The sequence below is a fragment of the Flagellimonas abyssi genome (genome assembly GCF_019457905.1).
Classification (GTDB): Bacteria; Bacteroidota; Bacteroidia; order Flavobacteriales; family Flavobacteriaceae; genus Flagellimonas; species Flagellimonas abyssi.
Window position 1 is genome coordinate 44,743 of record NZ_JAHZSV010000007.1, and the last position, 23,986, is coordinate 68,728.

Sequence of the window (23,986 nt, forward strand, 5' to 3'; positions counted from 1 at the left end):
TTACAAATTTTTCAGCGCCTGTTTTATAATGTTCTCTACGCTTAACGAAGTGTCTTGGGAAAGTACCTTGTCGACCACCTTTTCAGATTGCTTTCTGGTAAAACCAAGAACCTCTAATGCAGATAACGCTTCTTCTTTATTTGTATTGTTTGATTGTTGTGAAACTTCGCCTATGTCGTAGACTTTTAAAATCTTGTCCTTTAAATCCAAGATAACGCGTTGGGCCGTTTTCGCCCCAATCCCTTTTACAGACTGGATTGTGGGCACATCGCCATTCGCTATGGCATCCCTTACATCGGCCGGAGACAACGAGGATAACATGGTACGTGCGGTGCTGGCCCCGACCCCCGAAACGGATATCAATAAACGGAACACTTCGCGCTCTGCACGCTCCGCAAAACCGAAGAGCGTATGCGAGTCTTCCTTTACCAATAAATCCGTGTAGATAAATATATTTTCCTCATCGGTAAGCAAGGAAAAGGTATGCAACGAAATATTCAAAAAATAGCCAACACCATTACATTCCACTATGGCGTAGGTTGGATTTTTTTCGACCAGTTTTCCTCTTAAATGGGTAATCATGCTATCTGTTTTATTGGAGACTATTCTCCTTGCATTCTAGCTTTTCGTCTTTTCTCCCTTTCTTGCGCATCGATAACGGCAACTGCGGCCATATTTACCATTTCATCCACGCTTGCTCCCAATTGTAATATGTGGGCGGCTTTGGTCAACCCGACCATTATCGGACCAATAGAATCGGCATTGTTCAGGCCTTTGAGCAGCTTATAGGTAATGTTGGCAGATTCCAAGTTCGGAAACACAAAGGTGTTCACCTTTTTTCCTGATATTTTGGAGAAAGGGAAGTTTTTATCGCTCATTTCCGGATCTAGTGCAAAATCGGTTTGAATTTCACCATCGACCACTAAATCAGGATTTCTCTCATGTAAAATTCTAACGGCCTCACGCACTTTTTTGGCGTGCGGATGGTTTGATGAACCAAAATTCGCATAAGATAGCAGTGCCATAATTGGATTAAAACCAAAGGTTTTGGCCACATTGGCCGTCATTTGGGCAATCTCGGCAAGCTCTTCCGCGTTCGGATTTATATTGATGGAGGTATCCGCTAAAAATAGTGGTCCTCTATCCGTAATCATAATATTCACGGTACTGGCATTCTGTACGTTCTTGGCTCTTCCCAACACTTCAAAAACAGGACGTAAAACTTTAGGGTATGCCCTGGAATAACCGGAAATCATGCCGTCAGCGTCGCCTTCCCTCAACATCATGGCACCAAAATAGTTACGTTTGCCCATGTTGACACGCGCACTGTACTTGGTCTCTCCTTTTCTTTTTCTTAATTCCCAGAGCTTTAGTGCATATCTGGAACGCATTTCACTGAACTCATCGGAACGAGGATCTATAATCGGCACTTCTGCATCAAACTCAAGTTCTTTCTTTAGATGCTCTATGATTTCCTTGTTTCCGAGCAAAATAGGTGTTGCTATTCCTTCCTCATAAACAATCTGAGCTGCCTTCATCACATCCAACAATTCCGCCTCTGCAAAAACAATACGCTTTGGATTTACCTTGGCCCTATTGTGCAATAACCTTACTACTTTATTATCGTTGCCCGACCTTTGGTACAATTCTTCTTCGTACTTATCCCAATCTTGAATCGGAAATTTGGCGACCCCACTATCCATAGCGGCTTTGGCAACTGCAGGAGGAATTTTGGTTATCAAACGTGGGTCGAATGGCTTTGGAATTATATAATTTCTACCAAAAGTCAACCTAGTGGCATCGTAAGCTATATTGACTTGCTCTGGAACGGGTTCCCTGGTCAAATCGGCCAAGGCCCTAACGGCGGCCATCTTCATTTCTTCGTTAATCTTAGTGGCACGCACATCCAAAGCTCCTCTAAAAATGAAAGGGAACCCAAGTACATTGTTCACTTGGTTAGGATGGTCGGAACGCCCCGTCGCCATAATGATATCCTTTCTTGTTTTACAGGCCAAATCGTACTCGATTTCGGGATTAGGATTGGCCATGGCAAAAACAATCGGGTTTTCAGCCATGGAACTCAACATTTCCGGAGAAACAATATCAGCTATGGAAAGTCCAATGAAGACATCAGCATTGACCATGGCATCTTCCAAAGTATCAATTTTTCTATCGGTAGCAAACTCCGCTTTCTCCACACTTAAGTTTTCTCGATCGCTTCGTATTACCCCTTTACTATCGAGCATTACGATATTCTCCGCTTTTGCTCCAAATGCCTTGTACAACTTGGTACAAGAAACGGCCGCTGCACCAGCCCCGCTTACCACGATTCTAACATCTCCAATTTTCTTCTCCGCAATTTCGAGGGCATTCAACAAAGCGGCAGCAGAAATTATGGCAGTACCGTGTTGATCATCATGCATTACTGGGATATCCAACTCTTCCTTCAATCTTCGTTCTATCTCAAAGGCTTCTGGAGCTTTAATATCCTCTAAATTAATACCTCCGAATGTGGGAGCAATTGTCTTTACCGTTTCGATAAAACGATCCACATCCTTGGTATCCAATTCGATGTCGATTCCATCTATATCAGCAAAAATCTTAAAAAGCAAACTCTTTCCTTCCATTACAGGCTTGGAAGCTTCCGGTCCAATATCCCCCAGACCCAATACAGCCGTTCCATTGGAAATTATGGCAACGATGTTCCCTTTGGCAGTGTACTTGTAAACATCATCCTTGTTCTTTTCAATTTCCAAACAAGGTTCGGCCACCCCTGGTGAGTAGGCCAATGCCAAGTCCCTTTGGGTGGAATATGGTTTTGTTGGTACAATCTTGATTTTTCCCGGCTGTGGTTTTGCGTGATACAGTAACGCTTCCCTTCTTTGCTTTTCCTTGCTCATATTGTAAAAAATGAAGTGGTAAAGTTAGGGCATTCGTTGCTTTTATCTTAAAATCTTGATAATCAATTTCAAGTTGACCGAAAAATTAAAAACGTAATTTTATAACCTACTGCCTCAGTTCGATTTAGGAATCCAAGGGATACTCCTTTTTAGCCTTTTTAACATTGAGTCGCATGGCCAAAATGCTTGCTATAACAAAAAACGAGCCTGCAAAAAGCATCGCATTGACTGAATTGCCCCCCAAAAGGTTTTTAAAAATAGGGCCAAAAGAAAGTGTTTCAATGCCCATTGGAATTACGATCATCATATTTAGTATACCCATGTACACCCCTCTTCGTTCCTGAGGAACTACTTTGGAAACCATACTGTACGGGATTCCCATCATGGCCGCCCAACCAATTCCGAACAGCACCATAGGAAACAGTACATAAACCGGATCTTGAATATATGGTATGGCAAACAGCGCAATGGCCGTGCCCAATAAACTCAAAGCATACACTTTTTTACCGCCAAAACGCAAGGTCAACGGTACCAACACCAATGCAACAACAGCCGTGACAACATTGTAGGTTGTGCTCATTTTGGCAGCTTGCGCAGCAGCCTCTGAAGTATTGTACCCCAATGAGACCCTGAACAATGGTGTTATGAACTGCCAATACACAAAAAGGGCATACCATTGAAATAGATATACGGCCGAAAGTTTCCACATAAATTTGGGCATATCCTTGACCGCTTTGGCAATTTCCACAAATGGAACCTTGACGCGTTCCATAAAGGGTAGCGCTTTATGTTTATTGATTTCTGAAAGCTCTTCATCCGTAGGAGGAATCTCGGGAGTTTTTAAAACAGACCATAAGATGGTGGCTATCGATAAGAACGATCCTATAAAAAAAGAATAGTACAACCATTTGGGCACCGTCCCTTCTATTTCTTGACCACCACCAAACCAATCCTGGAACAAAAAGATGGAAGCATTGGCCAAAAGAATACCCGCACCCACAAAAAGGCTCTGCATTTGATAGCCCATACTGAATTGTGATTCCGGCAATTTATCCCCAACAAACGCCCGATATGGCTCCATGGCCATGTTGTTTCCCACGTCCAAAATCCACAACAATCCCACAGCAAACCATAAGGCGGGACTCAATGGAAAGGCAAACAAACAGATACTGCCCATTATGGCACCTATCAAGAAGAAAGGTTTACGCCTGCCCCATCGTGGCGACCATGTTTTATCGGATACGGCCCCAATGAGGGGTTGAACGATCAAGCCCGTTACCGGCCCCGCAATATTTAGAATGGGGAGCATTTCTTCCGAAGCGCCCAAAAAAAGAAATATTGGGTTAATGGCGCTCTGCTGCAACCCAAAACTGTATTGGATTCCAAGGAACCCAACATTCATATTAAAAATTTGCCAAAAGCTTAATTTTGGTTTTTTAATCGTAATCATCCTGTTTGTTTAGCTAGTCTTTACCATATCTCAACAAAAGACATGGATATTTTAAGAATATAGCTCAATATAATGCTATTTCTTCAAAAAATTAATGTTCCGCTGTAGACCGGATAATTTTGTTCTCTTTACCGCTGACTTTTTGAAGATTTTTTTGAAGACATCCTCTGTTATCTCTTCCCAATCTTTTTTGGTGAAGGACAACAAGTCGGGATTAGGATTAAAAAGGGGTTCGCTATGCGGTTTTGAAAATCGGTTCCATGGACAAACATCTTGGCACACATCACAGCCGAACATCCATTCGTCCAATTTACCATCGAATTCGGAAGGAATTTCGTTCTTCAATTCGATGGTGAGATAGGAAATACATTTACTGCCATCGACCACGTAGGGCTGTACAATCGCTTCGGTGGGACAGGCATCAATACAAGCGGTGCAGGTTCCACAATGGTCGGTGACCGGTGTATCGTACGCCAACTCCAGATCCACAATCAGTTCGGCAATAAAATAAAATGAGCCCACTTGTTGGGTAAGCAAATTACTGTTTTTACCTATCCAACCCAAACCGCTTTTGGCTGCCCATGCCTTATCCAGAACCGGAGCAGAATCCACAAATGCACGTCCGTGGACATCCCCTATTTCTTCTTGAATAAACTGAAGCAGGCTTTTGAGCTTGTCCTTTATCACAAAGTGATAATCCATCCCATAGGCATATTTGGAAATTTTATAGGAATCGGGGTTTTGATCTTCGGAAGGAAAGTAATTCAACAAGAGTGATATGACCGACTTGGAGCCTTCAACCAATTTTGTAGGATCCAAACGCTTATCAAAATGGTTCTCCATGTACTGCATTTCGCCATGCATGTTCTGGTTGAGCCATTTCTCCAAACGGGGCGCTTCTTCTTCCAAAAACCCCGCCTCTGATATGCCACACGACAAAAAACCGAGGCGCTTGGCTTCGGTCTTGATCATGGAAGTATGTTTTGTGATCGAATTCAATATTGGCGACTGCTTATGTTTTGAAGCACCAATATACAAAAGACATGCTCAATTTTATTGGGGAGGGGGAGGAATAGCCATATCAAAATCGGATGCCGTGGCCAATACTTTTTGAATGATTTCTGGTTCAACCGATTTCATTACGGCATTGTCTTCGGTTTCGGGAACACCAAAAGTTTCAAAAAACTTAGAGAATCCTTTGGGACTGTGAATGTTGACCCAGGTACAAGGTGAATCCGTTTTATTACTGAACGTATGCAGAGTTCCCGGTGGCACATCCACAGACTCTCCCTGTTTACAAATGAATGTTTTCCCGTTCACAAAAAACTCAAGCTCGCCCTGGATTACCATAAAAGCTTCCTTGTACTCGCTATGTATATGTGGTGGTGGACCTTGTGCACCAGCTGGCGTTTCACAAACAACCAAATCATAATCACCTGTAGTCGGGTGCAATGTTACCTTTTGGCCCAAGACCCATTTTGAAGTATTGTTTTCCATTTTCATGAGATTTTTGTCTCACAAACATATATATTAATTTTTACAGTTCAAAATTTTATGAGATATTTGTCTCATGAAAGAGAAGCATATTACGTCTGGGCGTAAAAAACAGAAGCAGAATACTAGGGATAAAATCCTTGAGGCATCTCAGCAATTATTGGAGAAGAAAGTGACGTTGACCATGGAAAATGTAGCGGAAAAAGCCGGTATTTCCAGGGCAACGGTCTATAGGTACTACACCAATATCGATTCCTTATCGATGGATTTGATCCTTCAACTCGATGTACCCAACCCAGAAACCATTCTTAGCAACAACGAAGGAGCATCACATAAGGATACTATTCTAGGCATCCAAAAAGCCTATCTTGATTTCAGTCTTCGAAACGAGCAAACTTCCAGACAGTTCTTGGCAGCAGTGTTGGCATCATCGAACCCAAATATGCGCAGGGGAAAAAACCGCATCAATACCTTGAAGGAGCACTTCAAATCCAATGAGGTAGATTTGAGTAAAGAGGATAAAGAAAAGTTGATTCACCTGTCCGTACTTTTGATGGGGATAGAATCTATAATTACCGCAAAAGATGTCTGTGGACTGGACAATCAAACCGCCACGAATACCTTAACATGGGGGTTACAAATGATTTTGAAAGGGTGCGGGGTAGATAAGTGATCGGTCGTCCTACAATTCAACCCCGAATCATCAAAACCAAGAACTACTTGGTTTTGACCATATCAAATTCATCTTTATAATATTTCATTATGGGTTGGAACGGTCCCAATTGATGTTGCTCTTCACTAAAGTTATCAGAATATGGTCCGTAAGGGGTAGAAACAGGTTTCTTGACCAAATCAGGGAAATCAACCTCCCGATTCGGCTTTGTCGGCCTAAGTTTTTGGTTGATATACCCCGCCACATCATATGCTTCCTCATCGGTAAGTACAGGGTTATCGAATGTGGTTCCGTACGGCATGTTCCCTTTTATAAACTGTGCGGCGGTAATCACACGTGTCATGCCGGCGCCATTATTGTAAGAATCGTTTCCCCACAATGGCGGGTAGAGATAAGTGCCATCTGCTTGGGACTCTCCTTGCCCATCCGCACCATGACATTCAACACAATTTTTGACAAAAACCTGTTCTCCATGCTGTAAATCTACAGCCCTATCAGGGATTTCAATGGTCAAAAAACCTTGTCCTTCTATTTTTCCGTTTGATGGGGCAGCCCTTCCCAACCATTCCATGTAGGCGAGCAAAGATTTCATTTTTTCACTGTCTTCCGGTATAACCTTACCGTTCATGCTGCGCTCCATGCAACCATTGATTCGCTCCTCGATGGTTCCCATTTTATCCTCTCGACCACGATACTGTGGAAATCGCTTGACCACACCTATCAGCGGAGCAGCATAAGGCTTTGTCCCTCCATTTAAATGACAACTGGCACAAGCCAAATTGTTCCCTGCGTACATCTGTGTTGAATCTGCTTGTTTGGGACCCAAATGTTGTGGGGTGTTCCTAAAAACTTCAAAACCTTCCTTTACTTTTTGATTTTTAGCAGAATTGGAGAGATTGTACACATTGTAATCCAAGTAATAGACATCATCTGGAAATGCTGTATATTCTTTGGAACCGAAGTCGCCAAATGCGACCAAAACCACTGTAAAGGCCAACCCCAGCATCAAGACTACACAAATACCCAATTGCACGCACAGTTTTTTTATTTGTGAAGCAATGGCCATGTTTTTATTGGAACTCCGCTCTTCAGGATGTATTGGTTCTCCCATGATTCTTCTTTAACCATGCAAAGCAATTACGAATTGATAAGATAGGGGCACTTTCCTTGATTCTCATAAAATGAATTTCTAATCCAAGAAGACAATCAAACAAGCTAGTAAATTACAAAAAGATTTAAAACTGGAAAGCAACAAAACATCAAAACAATCCACCCTGCGTACCGCCCTTTACCTTGCCCAAATGTTTGTACGCAAGTTCCGTGACTTCACGTCCTCGAGGGGTTCGCATTATAAAGCCTTGCTGAATCAGAAACGGCTCGTAAACTTCTTCCAAAGTTTCGGCACTTTCGGACACTGCCGTTGCCAAGGTGGTGATTCCAACCGGCCCTCCCTTGAACTTATCTATGATGGTGGTCAAGATTTTGTTGTCCATTTCATCCAGTCCATGGGCATCCACATTTAGGGCCTTAAGACCAAACTGGGAGATTTCGAGGTCAATTTTCCCGTTACCCTTTATTTGGGCAAAATCCCGGACCCTTCGCAAAAGTGCATTGCAAATTCTAGGTGTTCCCCTGCTCCGACCGGCAATCTCTATCGCCGCATCATTGGTTATCGGCACGTTTAAAATTTCCGCACTACGCTCCACAATAGTAGACAATAATTCTGTATTGTAATATTGCAAACGGCTCTGGATCCCAAACCTTGCACGCATGGGAGCCGTCAACAAACCTGACCGTGTAGTGGCACCGATCAAGGTAAACGGACTCAAATTAATCTGCACGGTACGGGCGTTGGGCCCTGTCTCTATCATGATATCAATTTTATAATCCTCCATGGCAGAATACAGATATTCTTCCACGATGGGGCTCAATCTATGGATCTCATCAATAAAAAGGACATCCCGTTCATCCAAATTGGTCAACAAGCCTGCCAAATCACCAGGTTTATCGAGTACGGGCCCAGAGGTAACCTTTATTCCCACACCAAGCTCATTGGCAAGAATGTGCGCCAACGTTGTTTTACCAAGACCCGGAGGCCCATGAAAAAGAGTATGGTCCAAGGCCTCGCCCCGAAGATTGGCGGCCTGCACAAAAACCTTCAGGTTTTCCAATACTTGGGCCTGCCCAGTAAAGTCATCAAAACTTATGGGCCGTAAAGCCCTTTCTATATCAAACTCTTCCGGGGAAAGATTTTCGCCTGTTGGATCTAAATTTTCATTCATGGTTAAACAAATATAGTTGAAAACGGAATCCACCTAAAGTCATAAGCACTAAAATACCGTTTTGAACTCACTTCTTAAAAATCTAAACCTTACCTTAGATAAGTTTAAAATTCGTCAATTTATCCCTTTATGGTTACCACAGATTATTCCACTGGAATTCTACAATACATCCCTTTTTTCTATGTGATATGGTCCGATGACCTGCTCTCCGCTTCCGAAATATCCGTTGTTCAAAAGGTAATAGCGCTGGATGAAACACTGACGAGTGAAGAGAAAAAACAATTAGGCAATTGGTTGCACAAAGACCGTCCTCCGCATGATGATGAAATCAAAAACTGGAAGCAGACCATTGCCACTTCCAAAGTAAAACTGATTGAGAGCGACACCTACCCTCTAACCTCACTCAGCCAAAGATTGGTAAAAAACGAGGAGTTGAACGAGCAATTAAAGCATATCGAAATTCATTTGGGCATACAGCCCAACCATTACAACCATCTCTTTGATGTAGAAGTGGTACATGAGAAAACTTCGGACGAATACGATGCCGATGTTCTGGACACTATTTTAAAAGGTGAACATGCCAAAGAGGTTGACGGGTTCCGGAAGTTTTTGGAGAAACCTGATTTTGCTTGGGAAATTTTACGGGATAAAGACGAATTCCGGAATAGGGTTTTGAAACAGGTTCAGCTTTTAGGCGAGGCCGGATACGGTGCAATGGCTTATCCTGATGCATATGGAGGAACTGACAATATGCCCGCTTATGCAGCTATTTTTGAACATTTGATGTTCGTGGACGGCAGTTTGGCCATAAAATTTGGTGTCCAGTTCGGGCTTTTTGGTGGAAGCATCCAAAAATTAGGAACAAAAAAGCACCACGACCAATATTTGACCGACGCAGGGGAAACCAAATTACTGGGCTGTTTTGCAATGACAGAAACCGGGCACGGTTCCAATGTTCGTGGCATCAAAACAACGGCTACTTACGATAAAGCATCGGACTCCATCATTATACATACCCCAGGAAAGAACGACAATAAGGAATACATTGGCAACGCCTTGCATTCAAAAATGGCATCTGTATTTGCACAGCTGATCGTCGATGGCAAAAATGAAGGGGTGCATGCGATTCTAGTTCCGCTGAGGAACGAAAATCATGAGACATTGGAGGGCATCACCATCGAGGACAATGGATATAAATTGGGACTGAACGGAGTGGACAATGGAAAAATCTGGTTCAACAATGTAAAGGTCCCCAGGCAAAACTTGCTGAACAAATACGGGGAAATCAAAGATAATGGCTTATACTTTTCCTCCATCAAAAATCCCAATAAGCGATTTTTCACTATGTTGGGAACTTTGGTGGGCGGACGCATTTGTGTGGCCCGCGGCGCTTTGGGGGGCAGCAAAATGGCCTTGTCCATTGCGGTAAAATATGCACTTAACCGTAGGCAGTTCAATGATAATGTAAAGGTGCAGGAAGACTTGATTATGGATTATCCCACCCATCAGCTTAGGCTTACCCCCAAAATTGCCGGAGCCTATGTATATCATTTCACTTTGGAAGATATGATGAACCGTTACAGTGACGATTCGCAACCTGACAAACGAAAGATCGAGACACAAGTAGCAGGGCTGAAGTCCATTATCACCTGGTTTGCCAACGACACGATTCAAGAATGTCGTGAAGCCTGCGGGGGAAAAGGATATCTATTGGAGAACCGGATTGCCGACCTTAAGGGAGATGTGGACATTTTCACCACTTTTGAAGGAGATAACACAGTGTTGCTACAATTAGCAGCAAAAGGTGTGCTATCCGATTTTCAGGCTGAATTCAATAGTGCTGGCTTTGCATCAGTTTTAAAACTTCTCCAATCGCAGCTTTCGGATAAGCTTACGGCGATAAATCCCATGTATTCCAACAAGGTTGATGCTGAGCATCTGTACAATCCAAAGTTCCATAAGCATGCTTTTGATTATCGCACGCGCAGGCTTACCTACACCCTAGCCATGCGGATTCGGAACTACATCAAAAAGGGAATTCCTTCGTACCAGGCTTTTCTTAAGGTCCAGACCCATTTACTGGCATTGGGAAAAGCTTACAGCACAGAATTTGCGTATACTATTTTTTGTGACCATTGCGAGCAGATAGCGGACCTTAAATACAGGGCCTTAATGGAAAAAGTGGGATGCCTTTACGCTTTGGATCAAATCAATTCGGATGCGAGGTGGTTTTTGGAACAAGGATATATTGGCAATACCAAATCTAAGGCTATCCGTCAGCGGGTAGAACGCTTATCCACAGAACTAAGGCCACATATTGAAGTATTGGTAGATGGTTTTGGTATACCCGGGCATTGTATGAGCGCTCCTATCTCCAAGTAATGGTCAATCCTCTTTTTTGATGAGCTGGGAGGTTCCCAAAAATTCTTCAATGGTAATCTTTGGTGTGCCATAGAGGTAAATACCCGCATTTCCAGAGGATTTTATGGATATGTCACCAAATGAATATACCCTTGCGTTGGCGGTCCCTGTGATTTCCAGTTGCACTGAATTGATTTGCATGGCCTCCCCTTTATAGTTGGCATCTTCCATTAGATTGGCATGGAATCTATCCGAAGTGCCTTCCATGGCCAACGAAGAGTTTCCCTCCAAATCCAAAACACCGGAATTTATCTGCGCGTATACATAAGCCTGCGCCCTTTTATTCAGGTTTATGTTCAACGAGTCTACCTCTACATGAAAATCGCCCCTACTGGTGTCTTCTAAATTTATGTCCATTACATCTGCATTCGCCTTAATGTCCAATTTGGTATTGTTGAAACCATCCACGAACAGCTCCTCGGATTGGATAACGTCTTGGGAGACCATGGTCCCGTTCTTGACAGTAATTGCATTGAGTTGGGTGTAATTCACCGTGATTTCCAACTCCTTTTTTGCTGTGATGTTGTAGTAGGAACTTATCACCAATGTACCATCATTGACCTCGAATTTTAGAATGTCCACCAAGTTATCGTCAGCTATAAGGTGGTAGCCAGGGCCTAAAGATTTCTTTAAATTGATTTCAAGGTCATCATTCAAAATAATGGCATTAAAAGGCGGAAGTTCCTCGCTCACCTGTGTTACAATGCGGCTTCCTTTTATTTTGGGCTTACGCTGGGCAGTGGTCACTATAGGAAACAGCACTAAAAGTAGGATAACAATCTTATTCATATTGGTTGTTTTTTGTGAAAGGGGAAATGCCTTTTAAAGATATACAATTCACATCAAAATATGTTCCAATAAAAAAAGCCCATCCAAATTGGACGGGCCTTTTCACTAATATAACTATTTTTTTAGTGGTTGAGTTCTTCTTCGTTCTCTTGAAGTGGAACGTTTTGCGGGACAAAATCCTGCCCAGCAATAATGTACTCTCCATTCTCGTATGTTTTACTATAATCGTATGCCCAACGGTATACGTGTGGAATCTCACCAGGCCAGTTACCGTGGATATGCTCCCTTGGTGTTGTCCATTCCAATGTATTTGAACCCCATGGGTTAACAGGTCCTTTTTTACCGTAGAATATACTTGAGATAAAGTTGTAGACGAATATCAACTGGGCCAGACCTGCAATAATTGCGAATACGGTCATTAACACCTGAACGTTGGTCAATTCATCGAACATAGGGAACGCTGTGTTCTCATAGTAACGACGTGGCACACCGGCCATTCCCACAAAGTGCATCGGGAAGAATACCCCGTAGGCACAGACTGCGGTAATCCAGAAGTGTACATAACCCAAGTTTTTGTTCATCATACGGCCATGGAACATTTTTGGAAACCAGTGATAGATACCCGCGAACATTCCGTACAGTGCAGATATACCCATTACCAAGTGGAAGTGAGCTACCACGAAGTACGTATCGTGTACGTTAATATCCAACGTACTATCACCCAAAATAATACCTGTTAGACCTCCTGTGATAAATGTTGACACCAAACCAATGGAGAACAACATGGCAGGGTTCAACTGCAGGTTACCTTTCCACAATGTGGTGATATAGTTAAATGCCTTTACCGCTGATGGTATCGCAATCAAAAGGGTTGTAAATGTAAATACAGACCCCAAGAACGGGTTCATTCCAGATACGAACATGTGGTGACCCCATACAATTGTGGACAAGAAGGCAATTGCCAAAATCGAGGCAACCATCGCTCTATATCCAAAAATCGGTTTTCTTGCGTTTGTTGACATTACTTCGGATGTAATACCCAATGCCGGCAACAATACGATATATACTTCAGGGTGACCCAAGAACCAGAACAAGTGCTCGTACAGTACAGGGGAACCACCTTGATAGTGCAATACTTCTCCTTGGATAAAGATATCCGACAGGAAGAAAGATGTACCAAAGCTTCTATCCATGATCAATAACAAGGCCGCTGACAACAATACCGGGAAAGAGATAACACCAATAATAGCTGTTACGAAGAAAGCCCAGATTGTCAATGGCAAGCGTGTCATGGACATACCTTTTGTTCTAAGGTTGATGACCGTTACGATGTAGTTCAATGATCCCAATAACGAGGAAGCGATAAAGATGGCCATGGATACCAACCAAAGCGTCATACCCATACCAGAACCTGGCTGCGCCATTGGAAGCGCACTCAATGGTGGATAAATGGTCCAACCTGCTGCTGCGGGGCCTGCCTCTACGAACAATGAAATAATCATGATGACGGATGAAATAAAGAACATCCAATAAGAAATCATGTTCATAAATCCGGAAGCCATATCCCTTGCACCAATCTGCAATGGAATCAAAAGGTTACTGAAGGTACCACTCAATCCCTGTGTCAACACGAAGAATACCATCAAAGTACCGTGGATGGTAACCAATGCCAAATAAATATCGGCATCCATAACACCGTCTGGAGCCCATTTTCCAAGCACAGCTTCAAAAATTCCAAAAGATTCGCCAGGCCATGCCAACTGCATTCTAAAGAGCAATGACATAGCAATACCAATGAATCCCATGATTAGACCGGTAATCAGATATTGCTTGGATATCATCTTATGGTCCTGACTGAAAATGTATTTTGTGATGAAAGTTTCCTTATGGTGATGTCCATGATCATCGTGGTGATCATCGTGACTTACATGGGCTACTTCAGACATATTCCAATTAATTTTTCGTTATTCTTTTAAGTTGTTTGTTACTCTTCCGAAGCGGATTCTTCTGATTCAACATCTGCCTCTTCATCCGTACTGGCTACTTGCTCTTCGGCTTCTGTTTCTGCTTCATCAACCATTACAGATTCTTTAAAGGTTTTCTGCTCGGCCATCCAAGCATTGAATTCCTCTTCGGTCTCCACTATAATCTTCATCTGCATGTTATAGTGAGATTTTCCGCATATTTTATTACACAACAATATGTAATCGAATTCCCATGGATCATCGCCTTTTTGAGCACGTATGACATTGGTTCTTTTTACCTTATCCACAACATCGGGATTCAATCGCATTTCTTCTGTTGTCACTGTTGGTGTAAATGAAAACTGTGTGATCATACCGGGAACACAGTTCATCTGAGCTCTAAAGTGAGGCATGTAAGCAGAGTGCAATACATCCTGCGACCTCATTTTAAAGTTTACCTTTCTTCCTACTGGCAAGTGCAACTCCTTTACGATAACATCATCCTCGGCATTAGGGTCGGATTCATCAATACCTAGAATGTTGGCATTTGCGATATCTATCAACCTAACATTGGCTTCACCAAGTACATTATCATCGCCGCCATACCTAGCGGTCCAGTTGAATTGCTGGGCGTAAAGCTCAACGATCAATGGATCATCATCTTCGTTGACATCCATAATATTGGTCCATGTGTATAATCCCCAAAGAATAAGACCAGCCAACACTATTACCGGAATAATGGTCCAGATAAATTCCAATCTGTCATTATCTGCAAAGAAAAGTGCTTTTCTTCCTGTTTCACCCCTGTACTTATACCCGAAGTAGTGCAACAATGCCTGAGTGATCGTCTGTACAAAGAATATGATTGCGAATGAAACCCACATCAACTGGTCATAATCACCACCATGTTCGGATGCAGCTTCTGGAAGAAGCATTTTGGAGTACTTGGCAAAACTGAAAATTGTGATTCCGTAAATAAAGATCAGGAACGCGAACAACAAATATCCGTTGTTTTTGTTGTCGGAATCGTTGGCTATCTCAGAGCGTTCTGTTTTAGTTTGCGATAGTTCAAAAATTTTGGTCATCTGCCAAATCGCAATCGCAACCAATACTAAAACAGTAAATGTTAATAATGCAGTCATCGTATATCTATCTAAGACTTAAATCGTAATGTATTAATAATGAAAATGTCTACTCTCCTCAATAAATGGGTTTCGTTTGGGTTGTAATGGCGCCTTTGTCAAAGCGGTAAACACCCAGTAAACAAACAAACCTCCGAAGAACAAAATACCACCAATCTCAGGAAGACCAATAAACCATTGATCTCCAACTGTTGCAGGCATTATCATATTAAATATATCCAAATAATGGCCAAAAAGCACCACAATACCGGTCATGATCACAAACCAGTTGATTCTCTTGTAATCACTGTTCATAAGCACCAATAATGGGAACACAAAGTTAAGTACCAACATTCCGAAGAATGGGAGTTTATAATCTTGGAACCTTGCTACATAATAGGTAACCTCCTCAGGAATGTTTGCATACCAAATCAACATGAACTGGGCGAACCACAGATACGTCCAGAAAATACTGATACCGAACATAAACTTGGCCAAATCGTGAATATGGCTGTTGTTCACATCCTCTAAATATCCTTTTGATTTAAGGTAAACGGTTACCATAGCTATAACGGTGATACCGGACACGAACATACTTGCGAACACATACCATCCAAACAAGGTACTGAACCAGTGTGGATCAACACTCATGATCCAGTCCCAAGACATCATGGACTCGGTTACAAGATAGAATACCAAGAAACCGGCAGACCATCTAAAGTTTTTTACGAAGTTGGTATTGTCATCCGATTCATCTTGAGCCAAAGACAATTTTCTTGAATATTGACGGTAAAAAATCCATCCTCCCAAGAATATCGCGGCTCTGATCAAAAAGAAAGTAGGGTTCAAATATCCAGCCTTTCCTTGAAGCAATTCATCGTGTGCAACTACTTCTGAATCCATCCACACAAAAAGGTGGTTCATGTGCATTGCAGAGAGCAACAAAATCACAAATACTATGATTCCTCCTGGAACCAAGTACGCCGTTATTCCCTCCATAACTCTAAAGAGCAATGGGGACCAACCTGCTTGGGCTGCACGTTGTATGGCATAGAATGCCAATACGCCCAATGATATCATAAAGAAAAAGAAGGCTGCTACATAAAGTGCGGACCATGGCCTGTTTTTCAACTGGCTCAACAAATGCTCGTCGTGGGAAGAATCGTGTTCCTCACCATGAGAAGCCTCTACTCCGTGGCCCTGATCTCCATGGCTTTCGGTGGCCGCTTCTGCATGCCCTCCTCCATGACCATCATCGTGAACTGCTACCATGGCCTTGGCTTCTTCCACAGTTGATGGGGCAGACATAAAACCAATTACAAGGAAAATGAATCCTAGCCCCATGGCGATGAAAGATCCTAGTCTAAGTTTGTTTGAAAAGGTATACATAGTTTCTTCTTATCCTATTATTTTGTTAGGTCTTCCTTTAACTTCATCACGTACTCGGACACTTGCCACATTTCTTCTTCGTTGGCAAATTGTGAGGCATAAGAGCCCATCGAGTTCAATCCATAATAAATAGTATGGTAAGTGGTTCCTACCGTAATATTTCTAGCTGGATCATCGTAGCTGGGAACACCCAATATTTTTTCGTTCTTAACAAGATTGCCTTGCCCATCTCCTTTTGGTCCATGGCAAACGGCACAATAAATTGCATAAAGCTCCGCCCCTTTTACCAAATTTTCCTCTTGTTTCAAGGAATCCAAAGGACTTGTGTTCAATCTTGCTAATTCTTTACCTTCCGGAGTGTTTTCAAACTCATAGGGCATGTATCCTCTGGAAATGGTCCCTTCCGGTGGCAACATGGCTTCGGTCCCATCGGGGAACAATCCGTTGTCCACACCTTGATAGGCCTCATATCCTACAGGTTCGTACATGTTTGGCATGAATTGGTAGTTTGGACTGTTCTTGTCCGCGCAAGATGCAGCGAAGATAACTAGTACCAAAACAACACTTATTTTACCTAATTGCTTCATATTATTAAGACTCCTTTTCTGTAACTTTTACTTCTACCGCTCCTGTTTCCCACAACAATTCGGCAAGTTCATTTTCGTTATCGTGCAAACCGATTTCCATCAAAAAGTGATCATCGGTGGTACGCTTATCAGGGTTCTCGGCCTTTTTGAACGGCCACATTCTACTTCTTAGGTAAAAAGTGATCACCATTAAGTGAGCCGCAAAAAATACCGTAAGCTCGAACATGATAGGAACAAAGGCGGGCATGTTTTCCAAGTAGCTAAAACTTGGTTTACCTCCAATATCCTGAGGCCAATCCTCGATCATGATAAAGTTCATCATAACTACGGCGACGGTTAGCCCCAAACATCCGTAAAGAAAGGATGTGATAGCGATTCGTGTGTCCGCCAATCCCATAGCCTTGTCCAAACCGTGAACCGGGAAGGGAGTGTACACTTCTTCAATATGATGGTGCTCTGCCCTAACCTTTTTTACGGCATGCATCAACACATCATCGTCGTTGTAAAGTGCCTGTATAACTTTTGACGCCATAATTATTTTTTATCGTTTAACAACTTTGCCTGACCAGCCCAATCATCGCGTTGTGCACGCCCTGGAAATCTCCCAGTAATCGAGTCTAGCAAATCATATTCTCTTTCGGTCATTCGAGCGACCTGTGCATAGGTAAATATGCCTATTTCGTTTAAGGTACGCTCCATTTCTGGGCCTACTCCTTTAATCTTTTTAAGGTCGTCCGGCGTTTCGGTGGTGGAATCAAACGTTCCGACTGCGCTAAGCAATTCATCAACCCCTACTTTATCTCCTACCATTGGTACAGGTTCGCCCATTAAAACATCATCGGTAATCGGTTCGCTATAAGTAACTGTTCTACTCACACCTTGTGGCATCACATATAACGGTTTACCTGAATCCCTAAGCGTCTTATATTTTTCTCCGGATGCTTTCAAGATTGATTTTACCTCTGCCTGAGCAATTACAGGGAATGTTCTGGAATACAACAGGAACAATACAAAGAAGAATCCGATGGTTCCCACAAAGATTCCTATATCCACAAATGTTGGGGAGAACATGGTCCATGAGGATGGCAAGTAATCTCTATGCAACGAGGTAACAATGATCACGAAACGCTCGAACCACATCCCTATGTTTACCACAATAGAAATAAAGAAGGAGAACATGATACTGGTACGTAGCTTTTTAAACCACATGAACTGAGGCGAGAACACGTTACAGGTCATCATGGACCAGTAAGCCCACCAGTAAGGTCCCGTAGCCCTGTTCAAGAAGGCGTACTGTTCGTACTCAACCCCAGAGTACCAAGCAATGAACAACTCCGTGATGTAGGCACATCCTACAATGGAACCTGTAATCATGATTACAATGTTCATCAACTCAATATGCTGTACTGTAATATAAGCTTCAAGACTACACACTTTACGCATAATGATCAAAAGCGTGTTTACCATGGCAAATCCAGAGAAAATCGCACCGGCAACAAAGTACGGTGGGAAGATGGTGGTGTGCCATCCTGGAATTACCGAAGTAGCAAAGTCAAAGGATACAATCGTGTGTACGGAAAGTACAAGTGGCGTTGCCAAACCTGCCAATACCAAGGATACTTCCTCAAAACGCTGCCAGTCTTTAGCTCTTCCTGTCCAACCGAAGCTCAACAAGCTGTATATTTTCTTTTGGAACGGTTTTACCGCTCTATCACGAATCATAGCGAAGTCAGGCAAAAGACCTGTCCACCAGAAAACCAATGATACAGAAAGATACGTTGAAATCGCAAATACGTCCCAAAGCAAAGGTGAGTTAAAGTTCACCCACAAGGAACCAAATTGGTTAGGGATCGGAAGCACCCAGTAACCCAACCATGGACGACCCATGTGGATAATCGGGAACAACCCTGCCTGAACAACCGAGAAAATGGTCATCGCCTCAGCAGAACGGTTGATTGCCATTCTCCACTTTTGACGAAAAAGCAAGAGTACAGCTGAAATAAGTGTACCTGCGTGACCAATACCTACCCACCATACAAAGTTGGTAATATCCCAGGCCCAGTTAACGGTTCGGTTAAGTCCCCAAACCCCAATACCTGTGGAAACGGTATAAATGATACATCCTAGACCCCAGAGGAATGCCACTAATGCGATGGAAAATACAATCCACCATTGCTTATTGGCCTTTCCCTCAACCGGACGGGCAATGTCCACTGTTACATCGTGGTATCCTTTGTCTCCGACCACTAAGGGCTTTCGAATAGGTGCTTCGTAATGCGACGCCATAATTTATCTTCTAGTTACTTCTTTTATTGATTAAGCCTCGTTGGTGTTTCTAACTTTAACATGGTAGAACACATTTGGTTTTGTTCCTACATGCTCCAACAGATGGTACATTCTGTCATCGTTCTTCAACTCCGCCACTTTACTGTCGTGGTCATTGATATCTCCAAATACCATGGCCCCACTGCTACAAGCCGCAGAACATGCTGTTTGGAACTCTCCATCTTTGATGACTCTTCCATCTCTCTTGGCATCCAAAATAGTCTTTTGAGTCATTTGGATACACATAGAGCATTTTTCCATTACACCTCTTGAACGTACGTTTACATCCGGGTTGATTACCATTTTACCCAAATCGTTGTTCATGTTGAAGTCGAACTCGTCATTGTTGTTGTACAAGAACCAGTTGAACCTACGAACTTTATACGGACAGTTGTTGGCACAATATCTTGTACCCACACAACGGTTATATGCCATATGGTTTTGACCTTGTCTACCGTGAGATGTTGCCGCAACCGGACAAACCGTTTCACAAGGAGCGTGGTTACAGTGCTGACACATTACAGGTTGGAATGCCACTTGTGGGTTGGCAGATGGATCTTCCATCTCCCTGAAACCACCAAGGGAACCTTGATCTCCCCATAGGCCATCCATATTTTCCTTCTTCTCGTTATCTTCCTCAAAAGTCTCCTCAGAAGAATAGTATCTATCAATACGCAACCAGTGCATATCTCTGGAACGACGCATTTCGCGTTTTCCAACTACAGGAACGTTATTCTCTGCATGACATGCTATAACACAAGCACCACAACCGGTACATGCGTTCAAATCGATGGACAAGTTAAAGTGATGTCCAACGCTTCTATCAAATTCTTCCCAAAGATCCGCATCCGGTGAAGTCACAGGTATTTCATTGTGATTCAGCGTTACATGCGGCATCGGATTCCACTCTGCGTGGTCTTTGGTATTGAAGATTTCCAAGGTAGTTTCCTTGATAATATCCCCTCTACCCATCAATGTCTTATGTGACTGGATACAAGCAAATTCGTGCTCACCACCAGTTCTCTCTACTGTTACAGATTGCACATCGGAGAAATTGCTATACAAAGTATAGGCATTGACCCCTGTAGCCATCTCCTCTTGCATTCCGGCTTTCTTTCCGTATCCGAAAGCCAAACCTACAGTTCCTACGGCCTGACCTGGCTGAATAATCACCGGAACATTTTCCAGCACTTTACCATCTACGGTCAATTTTACGTAGCTACCATTGACACCTCCATCGGCTTCAATGCTGTTTTCAAGACCCCAAGACTCTGCATCCGCCTTGGAAACGGTTACGTAGTTATCCCAAGAAACCCTTGAAATTGGATCAGGGAACTCCTGCAACCAAGGATTGTTGGCCTGACGACCATCACCCATTCCAGTTTTGGAATACAGCACCAATTCGGTTCCTGCACTGGTTGAATTCACCAAAGAGCGAATTGCAGAAGCAATTGGAACGATTTCTGGCTGAACTTCTTCGTCATCTCCCTGAGAAGTTGTTTGTGGTTTAACATCTTCTGCTACAGCCACACTACTGGCCGAAGCAGCATAAACACCGTCCTGTAACGCTTTGTTCCAAGAACCTCCCTGAAGCACATCGGCACTCCAAGTCTCTTTAATGTATTCGTAATATGTTTTCTCAACGCCCATCCAGGTCAAAAGTGCCGATTGAAACTGTCTTGTATCAAACAACTCTCGAATTGCTGGCTGCATTAAGCTAAATTCTCCTTTTTTGAATTCGGCATCACCCCAAGATTCCAAATAATGCGAAGCTGCAGCAACATAAGTAGAAGCCTGAGCCGTTTCATCATTATTAAAAGCAAAGTCAACCGATACATCTACCTGCCCAAGTCCAGCGAGGAACTCATCGGCATTCGGCAACGTGTAGGCCGGGTTAACACCATCCATAATCAATGCACCAACACGACCCGCGTTCATGTCCGCAATAAGCTTGTTCACTTTTGCAACATCACCTTGACGCACATATTTTGGCTTGTTAGCATCGAAAGCTTCGCTGCCCAACAATTTATTGATGGCCAACACAACGGTCTGTGCATTCTCATCATTAAGTCCACTAACAACAACTGCTTTGCTGCCCGCTTTTTTGATTTCGGCCGCAACCTTATCAACAGCTTCGTCAACATCAGACGTTCCACCACCAACGTTACTGCCATTCAATTTGCCATACAATTTGGCAAGGGCAACTTTTTGTTGGGTCGGCGTCATTGGGTATCTCTTGTCCGCATTCGCACCGGTCAAAGACATATTAGCCTCCAACTGCACGTGCCTGGACATTTTACCATTTTTTGGAACACGTCCTTTGGCATAACCTGAATCGTATCCACCACCCTGCCAATCCCCAAGGAAATCAGCTCCGAAAGAAACAATCAAATCAGCTTTTTCAAAGTCGTAGTCTGCCAAGGCTCTTTCACCGTAAGCTTTACTATAAGCGTTCAGAGCGGCATCTTCGGAGATAGCGTCGTAAACCACATGGTTCACGTTCTCCCCGTATGCTTCCTTAAACTCAGAAATCAATTTTGTAGTAGATGGACTGGCATAGGTCTGCGTTAACAGCACCACTTGTTTGCTAGAACCCTTCAAGGCATTCAACTTAGCCTTAACCGTAGCATCCAAGACCTTCCACTCAACTGGCTCACCATTGGCCATTGGCCCTTGAACCCTTTTGCTATCATACAAAGTCAAAACAGAAGCCTGCACTCTTGCATTGGCACCGCCATTAACTTTTGCATCGGTATTGTTTTCAATTTTGATAGGCCTTCCCTCCCTGGTCTTTACCAAGATGCTGGCGAAATCAAAACCATCCGCGATAGTGGTTGCGTAGTAGTTGGCAACACCGGGAACAATATTGTCCGGCTGCACCACATAAGGAATCGATTTATGAACCGGGCCTTCGCACGCCGCAACAGTTGCCGCAGCAGTACTGAAACCTACATATTTCAAGAAATCCCTACGGGATGTGTTCGATTGGGACAAATTCTCCTTGTCCCCCAAAAACTCATCAACGGGAATCTCTTCGGTAAACTCGTTGTTTCTTAGCGCCTCAACAATGGAATCGTTCGGATTCAACTCCGCTTCACTTTTCCAATATTTTTTGTTTGATGCCATACGATATATCTGAGATTATCTTCTTTTAATTCTTAATAGTGACACTTTCCACACTCTAGACCACCCATCATTGCAGCGGTCACTTCCTCAACTCCATACTTTTTGGCCAACTCTTCGTGGATTGCCTCGTAGTATGCGTTACCCTGAATCTTCACATTGGTTTCGCGGTGACAGTTGATACACCACCCCATTGTTAATGGAGCATGTTGCTCAACAATTTCCATTTCCTCTACCGGACCGTGACATGTCTGACAGTCAACACCCGCTACGGAAACGTGCTGTGAGTGGTTAAAGTAGGCAAAATCGGGAAGATTATGGATCCTAACCCACTCCACTGGCTGACTATTGCCAGTATAGCTTTGGTTTTCTTCATCCCATCCAACTGCCTTATATAATTTTTTAATCTCACCAGTGTAGAACTCATTGGTATGACCAGCAGCCAAATCTTCAGCTGAAGGACCCTCTGCGGTACCAGTGTATTCGTAGATGGATTTATGACAGTTCATACAAACGTTCAAGGAAGGAATCCCCGAAGTTTTTGAAACCCTTGCGGAGGAATGACAGTATTTACAGTCAACACCGTTATCTCCTGCATGAATCTTATGCGAGAAGTGAATTGGCTGAACCGGGGCATAACCCTGATCCACACCAACCTGCATTAAATAGCCGTAAGCAAAATAAGCACTGCCCAACAATAAGAAAACAACTGTCACCAAAACCAAGAACTGGTTTTGAACAAATGCTTTCCAGATAGGCAAACGTTTTTCTTTCTCCTTTTCCAGAACAACACCATTGGCCTCCGCAATTCTTCGCAAAGTCTTGTTGACCAAAATCAACATGATGACCAACAGACCAAAAACCAAGGCCAAGGCCCCAAGAATCATCTCATTGGAAATCCCGGAACTTGAACCACCAGAACCTTCACCTGCAGCTTGAGCAGCACCAGCAGCTTGAGCCGGCGCCTTTGGCGGAGCAGCGGTATAGGCCAAAATATTGTCAATATCCTCGTTGGACAATGTTGGGAACGGCGTCATGGCCGCCTGATTGTACTCTGCGTAGATTTTGTTCGCGTAAGAATCTCCAGAGGCGATTACAGCAGGGCTGTTTTTTACCCATGCGTAAATCCATTCTTTGTCCAACCCTTCATCATCGGCCAATCTGGTCTCCACATTTGCCAATGCGGGACCTGTCATTTTCCTATCCAAGGAGTGACATGCGGCACAGTTCTGATTAAAGAGTTGTTTTCCTTTTACCGGATCACCATCAACAGCCTCCGCAGTAGCATCGCTCGCAGCCTCTGCTTCTTCTTGCGCATAAAAAGATGATGAGAATAATAGGAGAGTTAAACCTAAAACTTTAGAAAATAGATGGCGGTATAAAACCTTTTTCATATTCGTGAAATTTCTATCGAAATCTTTGGCATGATTCTTTCTATTGAGTTTGAGAGCAATAGCTTTTTACCCTA

At 43.1% G+C, this 23,986-nt stretch carries 18 protein-coding genes; 2 read left to right on the forward strand and 16 right to left on the reverse strand.

Annotated elements, in window-relative coordinates; translation table 11 throughout:
- The 5 genes from ruvA to K1F36_RS06670 form a co-directional block, all read right to left on the reverse strand.
- A complete protein-coding gene (gene ruvA, locus K1F36_RS06650; RefSeq protein ID WP_220113121.1) occupies positions 1–582 on the reverse strand; it encodes a Holliday junction branch migration protein RuvA in 582 nt (193 codons plus the stop codon).
- Positions 583–602: 20 nt separating this feature from the next.
- Entirely contained in the window at positions 603–2,900 is a 2,298-nt protein-coding gene (locus K1F36_RS06655; protein ID WP_220113122.1) for an NADP-dependent malic enzyme, read from the reverse strand.
- Between the two features lie 124 nt (positions 2,901–3,024).
- Positions 3,025–4,302, reverse strand: a complete 1,278-nt coding sequence (locus K1F36_RS06660; RefSeq protein WP_258538965.1) for an MFS transporter — start codon at positions 4,300–4,302, stop codon at positions 3,025–3,027.
- 123 nt (positions 4,303–4,425) lie between these two features.
- Complete coding sequence (gene queG / locus K1F36_RS06665; protein ID WP_417943836.1) at positions 4,426–5,322, reverse strand: tRNA epoxyqueuosine(34) reductase QueG; 897 nt, start codon at positions 5,320–5,322, stop codon at positions 4,426–4,428.
- 81 nt (positions 5,323–5,403) lie between these two features.
- A complete protein-coding gene (locus tag K1F36_RS06670) occupies positions 5,404–5,847 on the reverse strand; it encodes a cupin domain-containing protein (protein ID WP_220113124.1) in 444 nt (147 codons plus the stop codon).
- A gap of 73 nt (positions 5,848–5,920) precedes the next feature.
- On the opposite strand from K1F36_RS06670, the gene K1F36_RS06675 reads away from it, so the two are divergent.
- The gene (locus K1F36_RS06675; protein WP_220113125.1) at positions 5,921–6,517 is read left to right on the forward strand and encodes a TetR/AcrR family transcriptional regulator; all 597 of its coding nucleotides are present in this window, start codon (positions 5,921–5,923) and stop codon (positions 6,515–6,517) included.
- A gap of 43 nt (positions 6,518–6,560) precedes the next feature.
- Here the strand turns inward: K1F36_RS06675 and K1F36_RS06680 are convergent, their stop codons facing one another.
- Both K1F36_RS06680 and ruvB read right to left on the reverse strand, forming a co-directional pair.
- The gene (locus K1F36_RS06680; protein ID WP_258538966.1) at positions 6,561–7,628 is read right to left on the reverse strand and encodes a c-type cytochrome; all 1,068 of its coding nucleotides are present in this window, start codon (positions 7,626–7,628) and stop codon (positions 6,561–6,563) included.
- Between the two features lie 148 nt (positions 7,629–7,776).
- Positions 7,777–8,799, reverse strand: coding sequence for a Holliday junction branch migration DNA helicase RuvB (ruvB, locus tag K1F36_RS06685; RefSeq protein ID WP_176619720.1), 1,023 nt, complete (start codon positions 8,797–8,799; stop codon positions 7,777–7,779).
- A 129-nt stretch (positions 8,800–8,928) separates the two neighbouring features.
- Here ruvB and K1F36_RS06690 point away from each other — a divergent pair, with 129 nt between their 5' ends.
- Positions 8,929–11,181, forward strand: a complete 2,253-nt coding sequence (locus K1F36_RS06690) for an acyl-CoA dehydrogenase family protein (RefSeq protein WP_220113126.1) — start codon at positions 8,929–8,931, stop codon at positions 11,179–11,181.
- Between the two features lie 3 nt (positions 11,182–11,184).
- Here K1F36_RS06690 and K1F36_RS06695 read toward each other — a convergent pair whose 3' ends face one another.
- The 9 genes from K1F36_RS06695 to K1F36_RS06735 form a co-directional block, all read right to left on the reverse strand.
- Positions 11,185–12,009 (reverse strand): GIN domain-containing protein, encoded by an 825-nt coding sequence (locus K1F36_RS06695; protein WP_220113127.1) that lies wholly within the window; start codon positions 12,007–12,009, stop codon positions 11,185–11,187.
- Between the two features lie 122 nt (positions 12,010–12,131).
- The gene (locus K1F36_RS06700) at positions 12,132–13,955 is read right to left on the reverse strand and encodes a cytochrome c oxidase subunit I (protein ID WP_108246301.1); all 1,824 of its coding nucleotides are present in this window, start codon (positions 13,953–13,955) and stop codon (positions 12,132–12,134) included.
- Between the two features lie 38 nt (positions 13,956–13,993).
- Complete coding sequence (locus tag K1F36_RS06705) at positions 13,994–15,115, reverse strand: cytochrome c oxidase subunit II (protein ID WP_220113128.1); 1,122 nt, start codon at positions 15,113–15,115, stop codon at positions 13,994–13,996.
- Between the two features lie 33 nt (positions 15,116–15,148).
- Positions 15,149–16,483, reverse strand: coding sequence for a quinol:cytochrome C oxidoreductase (locus K1F36_RS06710; protein ID WP_220113129.1), 1,335 nt, complete (start codon positions 16,481–16,483; stop codon positions 15,149–15,151).
- A gap of 17 nt (positions 16,484–16,500) precedes the next feature.
- Positions 16,501–17,070: a c-type cytochrome gene (locus K1F36_RS06715; RefSeq protein ID WP_220113130.1), complete on the reverse strand. Its 570-nt coding sequence runs from the start codon at positions 17,068–17,070 to the stop codon at positions 16,501–16,503.
- 4 nt (positions 17,071–17,074) lie between these two features.
- A complete protein-coding gene (locus K1F36_RS06720) occupies positions 17,075–17,602 on the reverse strand; it encodes a DUF3341 domain-containing protein (RefSeq protein WP_207034750.1) in 528 nt (175 codons plus the stop codon).
- 2 nt (positions 17,603–17,604) lie between these two features.
- Entirely contained in the window at positions 17,605–19,356 is a 1,752-nt protein-coding gene (gene nrfD / locus K1F36_RS06725; protein ID WP_220113131.1) for an NrfD/PsrC family molybdoenzyme membrane anchor subunit, read from the reverse strand.
- A 30-nt stretch (positions 19,357–19,386) separates the two neighbouring features.
- Positions 19,387–22,521 carry a TAT-variant-translocated molybdopterin oxidoreductase gene (locus K1F36_RS06730; RefSeq protein ID WP_220113132.1) on the reverse strand — a complete coding sequence of 1,045 codons (3,135 nt, stop codon included), beginning with the start codon at positions 22,519–22,521 and terminating at the stop codon, positions 19,387–19,389.
- A 32-nt stretch (positions 22,522–22,553) separates the two neighbouring features.
- Positions 22,554–23,912 carry a c-type cytochrome gene (locus K1F36_RS06735; protein ID WP_220113133.1) on the reverse strand — a complete coding sequence of 453 codons (1,359 nt, stop codon included), beginning with the start codon at positions 23,910–23,912 and terminating at the stop codon, positions 22,554–22,556.
- Positions 23,913–23,986: the final 74 nt, after the last annotated feature.

Coding starts and splice junctions, on each gene's coding strand:
- ruvA (WP_220113121.1), bottom strand. CDS start 582: ATGATTACCCATTTAAGAGGAAAACTGGTCGAAAAAAATCCAACCTAC.
- K1F36_RS06655 (WP_220113122.1), bottom strand. CDS start 2,900: ATGAGCAAGGAAAAGCAAAGAAGGGAAGCGTTACTGTATCACGCAAAA.
- K1F36_RS06660 (WP_258538965.1), bottom strand. CDS start 4,302: ATGAATGTTGGGTTCCTTGGAATCCAATACAGTTTTGGGTTGCAGCAG.
- queG (WP_417943836.1), bottom strand. CDS start 5,322: ATGATCAAGACCGAAGCCAAGCGCCTCGGTTTTTTGTCGTGTGGCATA.
- K1F36_RS06670 (WP_220113124.1), bottom strand. CDS start 5,847: ATGGAAAACAATACTTCAAAATGGGTCTTGGGCCAAAAGGTAACATTG.
- K1F36_RS06675 (WP_220113125.1), top strand. CDS start 5,921: ATGAAAGAGAAGCATATTACGTCTGGGCGTAAAAAACAGAAGCAGAAT.
- K1F36_RS06680 (WP_258538966.1), bottom strand. CDS start 7,628: ATGGGAGAACCAATACATCCTGAAGAGCGGAGTTCCAATAAAAACATG.
- ruvB (WP_176619720.1), bottom strand. CDS start 8,799: ATGAATGAAAATTTAGATCCAACAGGCGAAAATCTTTCCCCGGAAGAG.
- K1F36_RS06690 (WP_220113126.1), top strand. CDS start 8,929: ATGGTTACCACAGATTATTCCACTGGAATTCTACAATACATCCCTTTT.
- K1F36_RS06695 (WP_220113127.1), bottom strand. CDS start 12,009: ATGAATAAGATTGTTATCCTACTTTTAGTGCTGTTTCCTATAGTGACC.
- K1F36_RS06700 (WP_108246301.1), bottom strand. CDS start 13,955: ATGTCTGAAGTAGCCCATGTAAGTCACGATGATCACCACGATGATCAT.
- K1F36_RS06705 (WP_220113128.1), bottom strand. CDS start 15,115: ATGACTGCATTATTAACATTTACTGTTTTAGTATTGGTTGCGATTGCG.
- K1F36_RS06710 (WP_220113129.1), bottom strand. CDS start 16,483: ATGTATACCTTTTCAAACAAACTTAGACTAGGATCTTTCATCGCCATG.
- K1F36_RS06715 (WP_220113130.1), bottom strand. CDS start 17,070: ATGAAGCAATTAGGTAAAATAAGTGTTGTTTTGGTACTAGTTATCTTC.
- K1F36_RS06720 (WP_207034750.1), bottom strand. CDS start 17,602: ATGGCGTCAAAAGTTATACAGGCACTTTACAACGACGATGATGTGTTG.
- nrfD (WP_220113131.1), bottom strand. CDS start 19,356: ATGGCGTCGCATTACGAAGCACCTATTCGAAAGCCCTTAGTGGTCGGA.
- K1F36_RS06730 (WP_220113132.1), bottom strand. CDS start 22,521: ATGGCATCAAACAAAAAATATTGGAAAAGTGAAGCGGAGTTGAATCCG.
- K1F36_RS06735 (WP_220113133.1), bottom strand. CDS start 23,912: ATGAAAAAGGTTTTATACCGCCATCTATTTTCTAAAGTTTTAGGTTTA.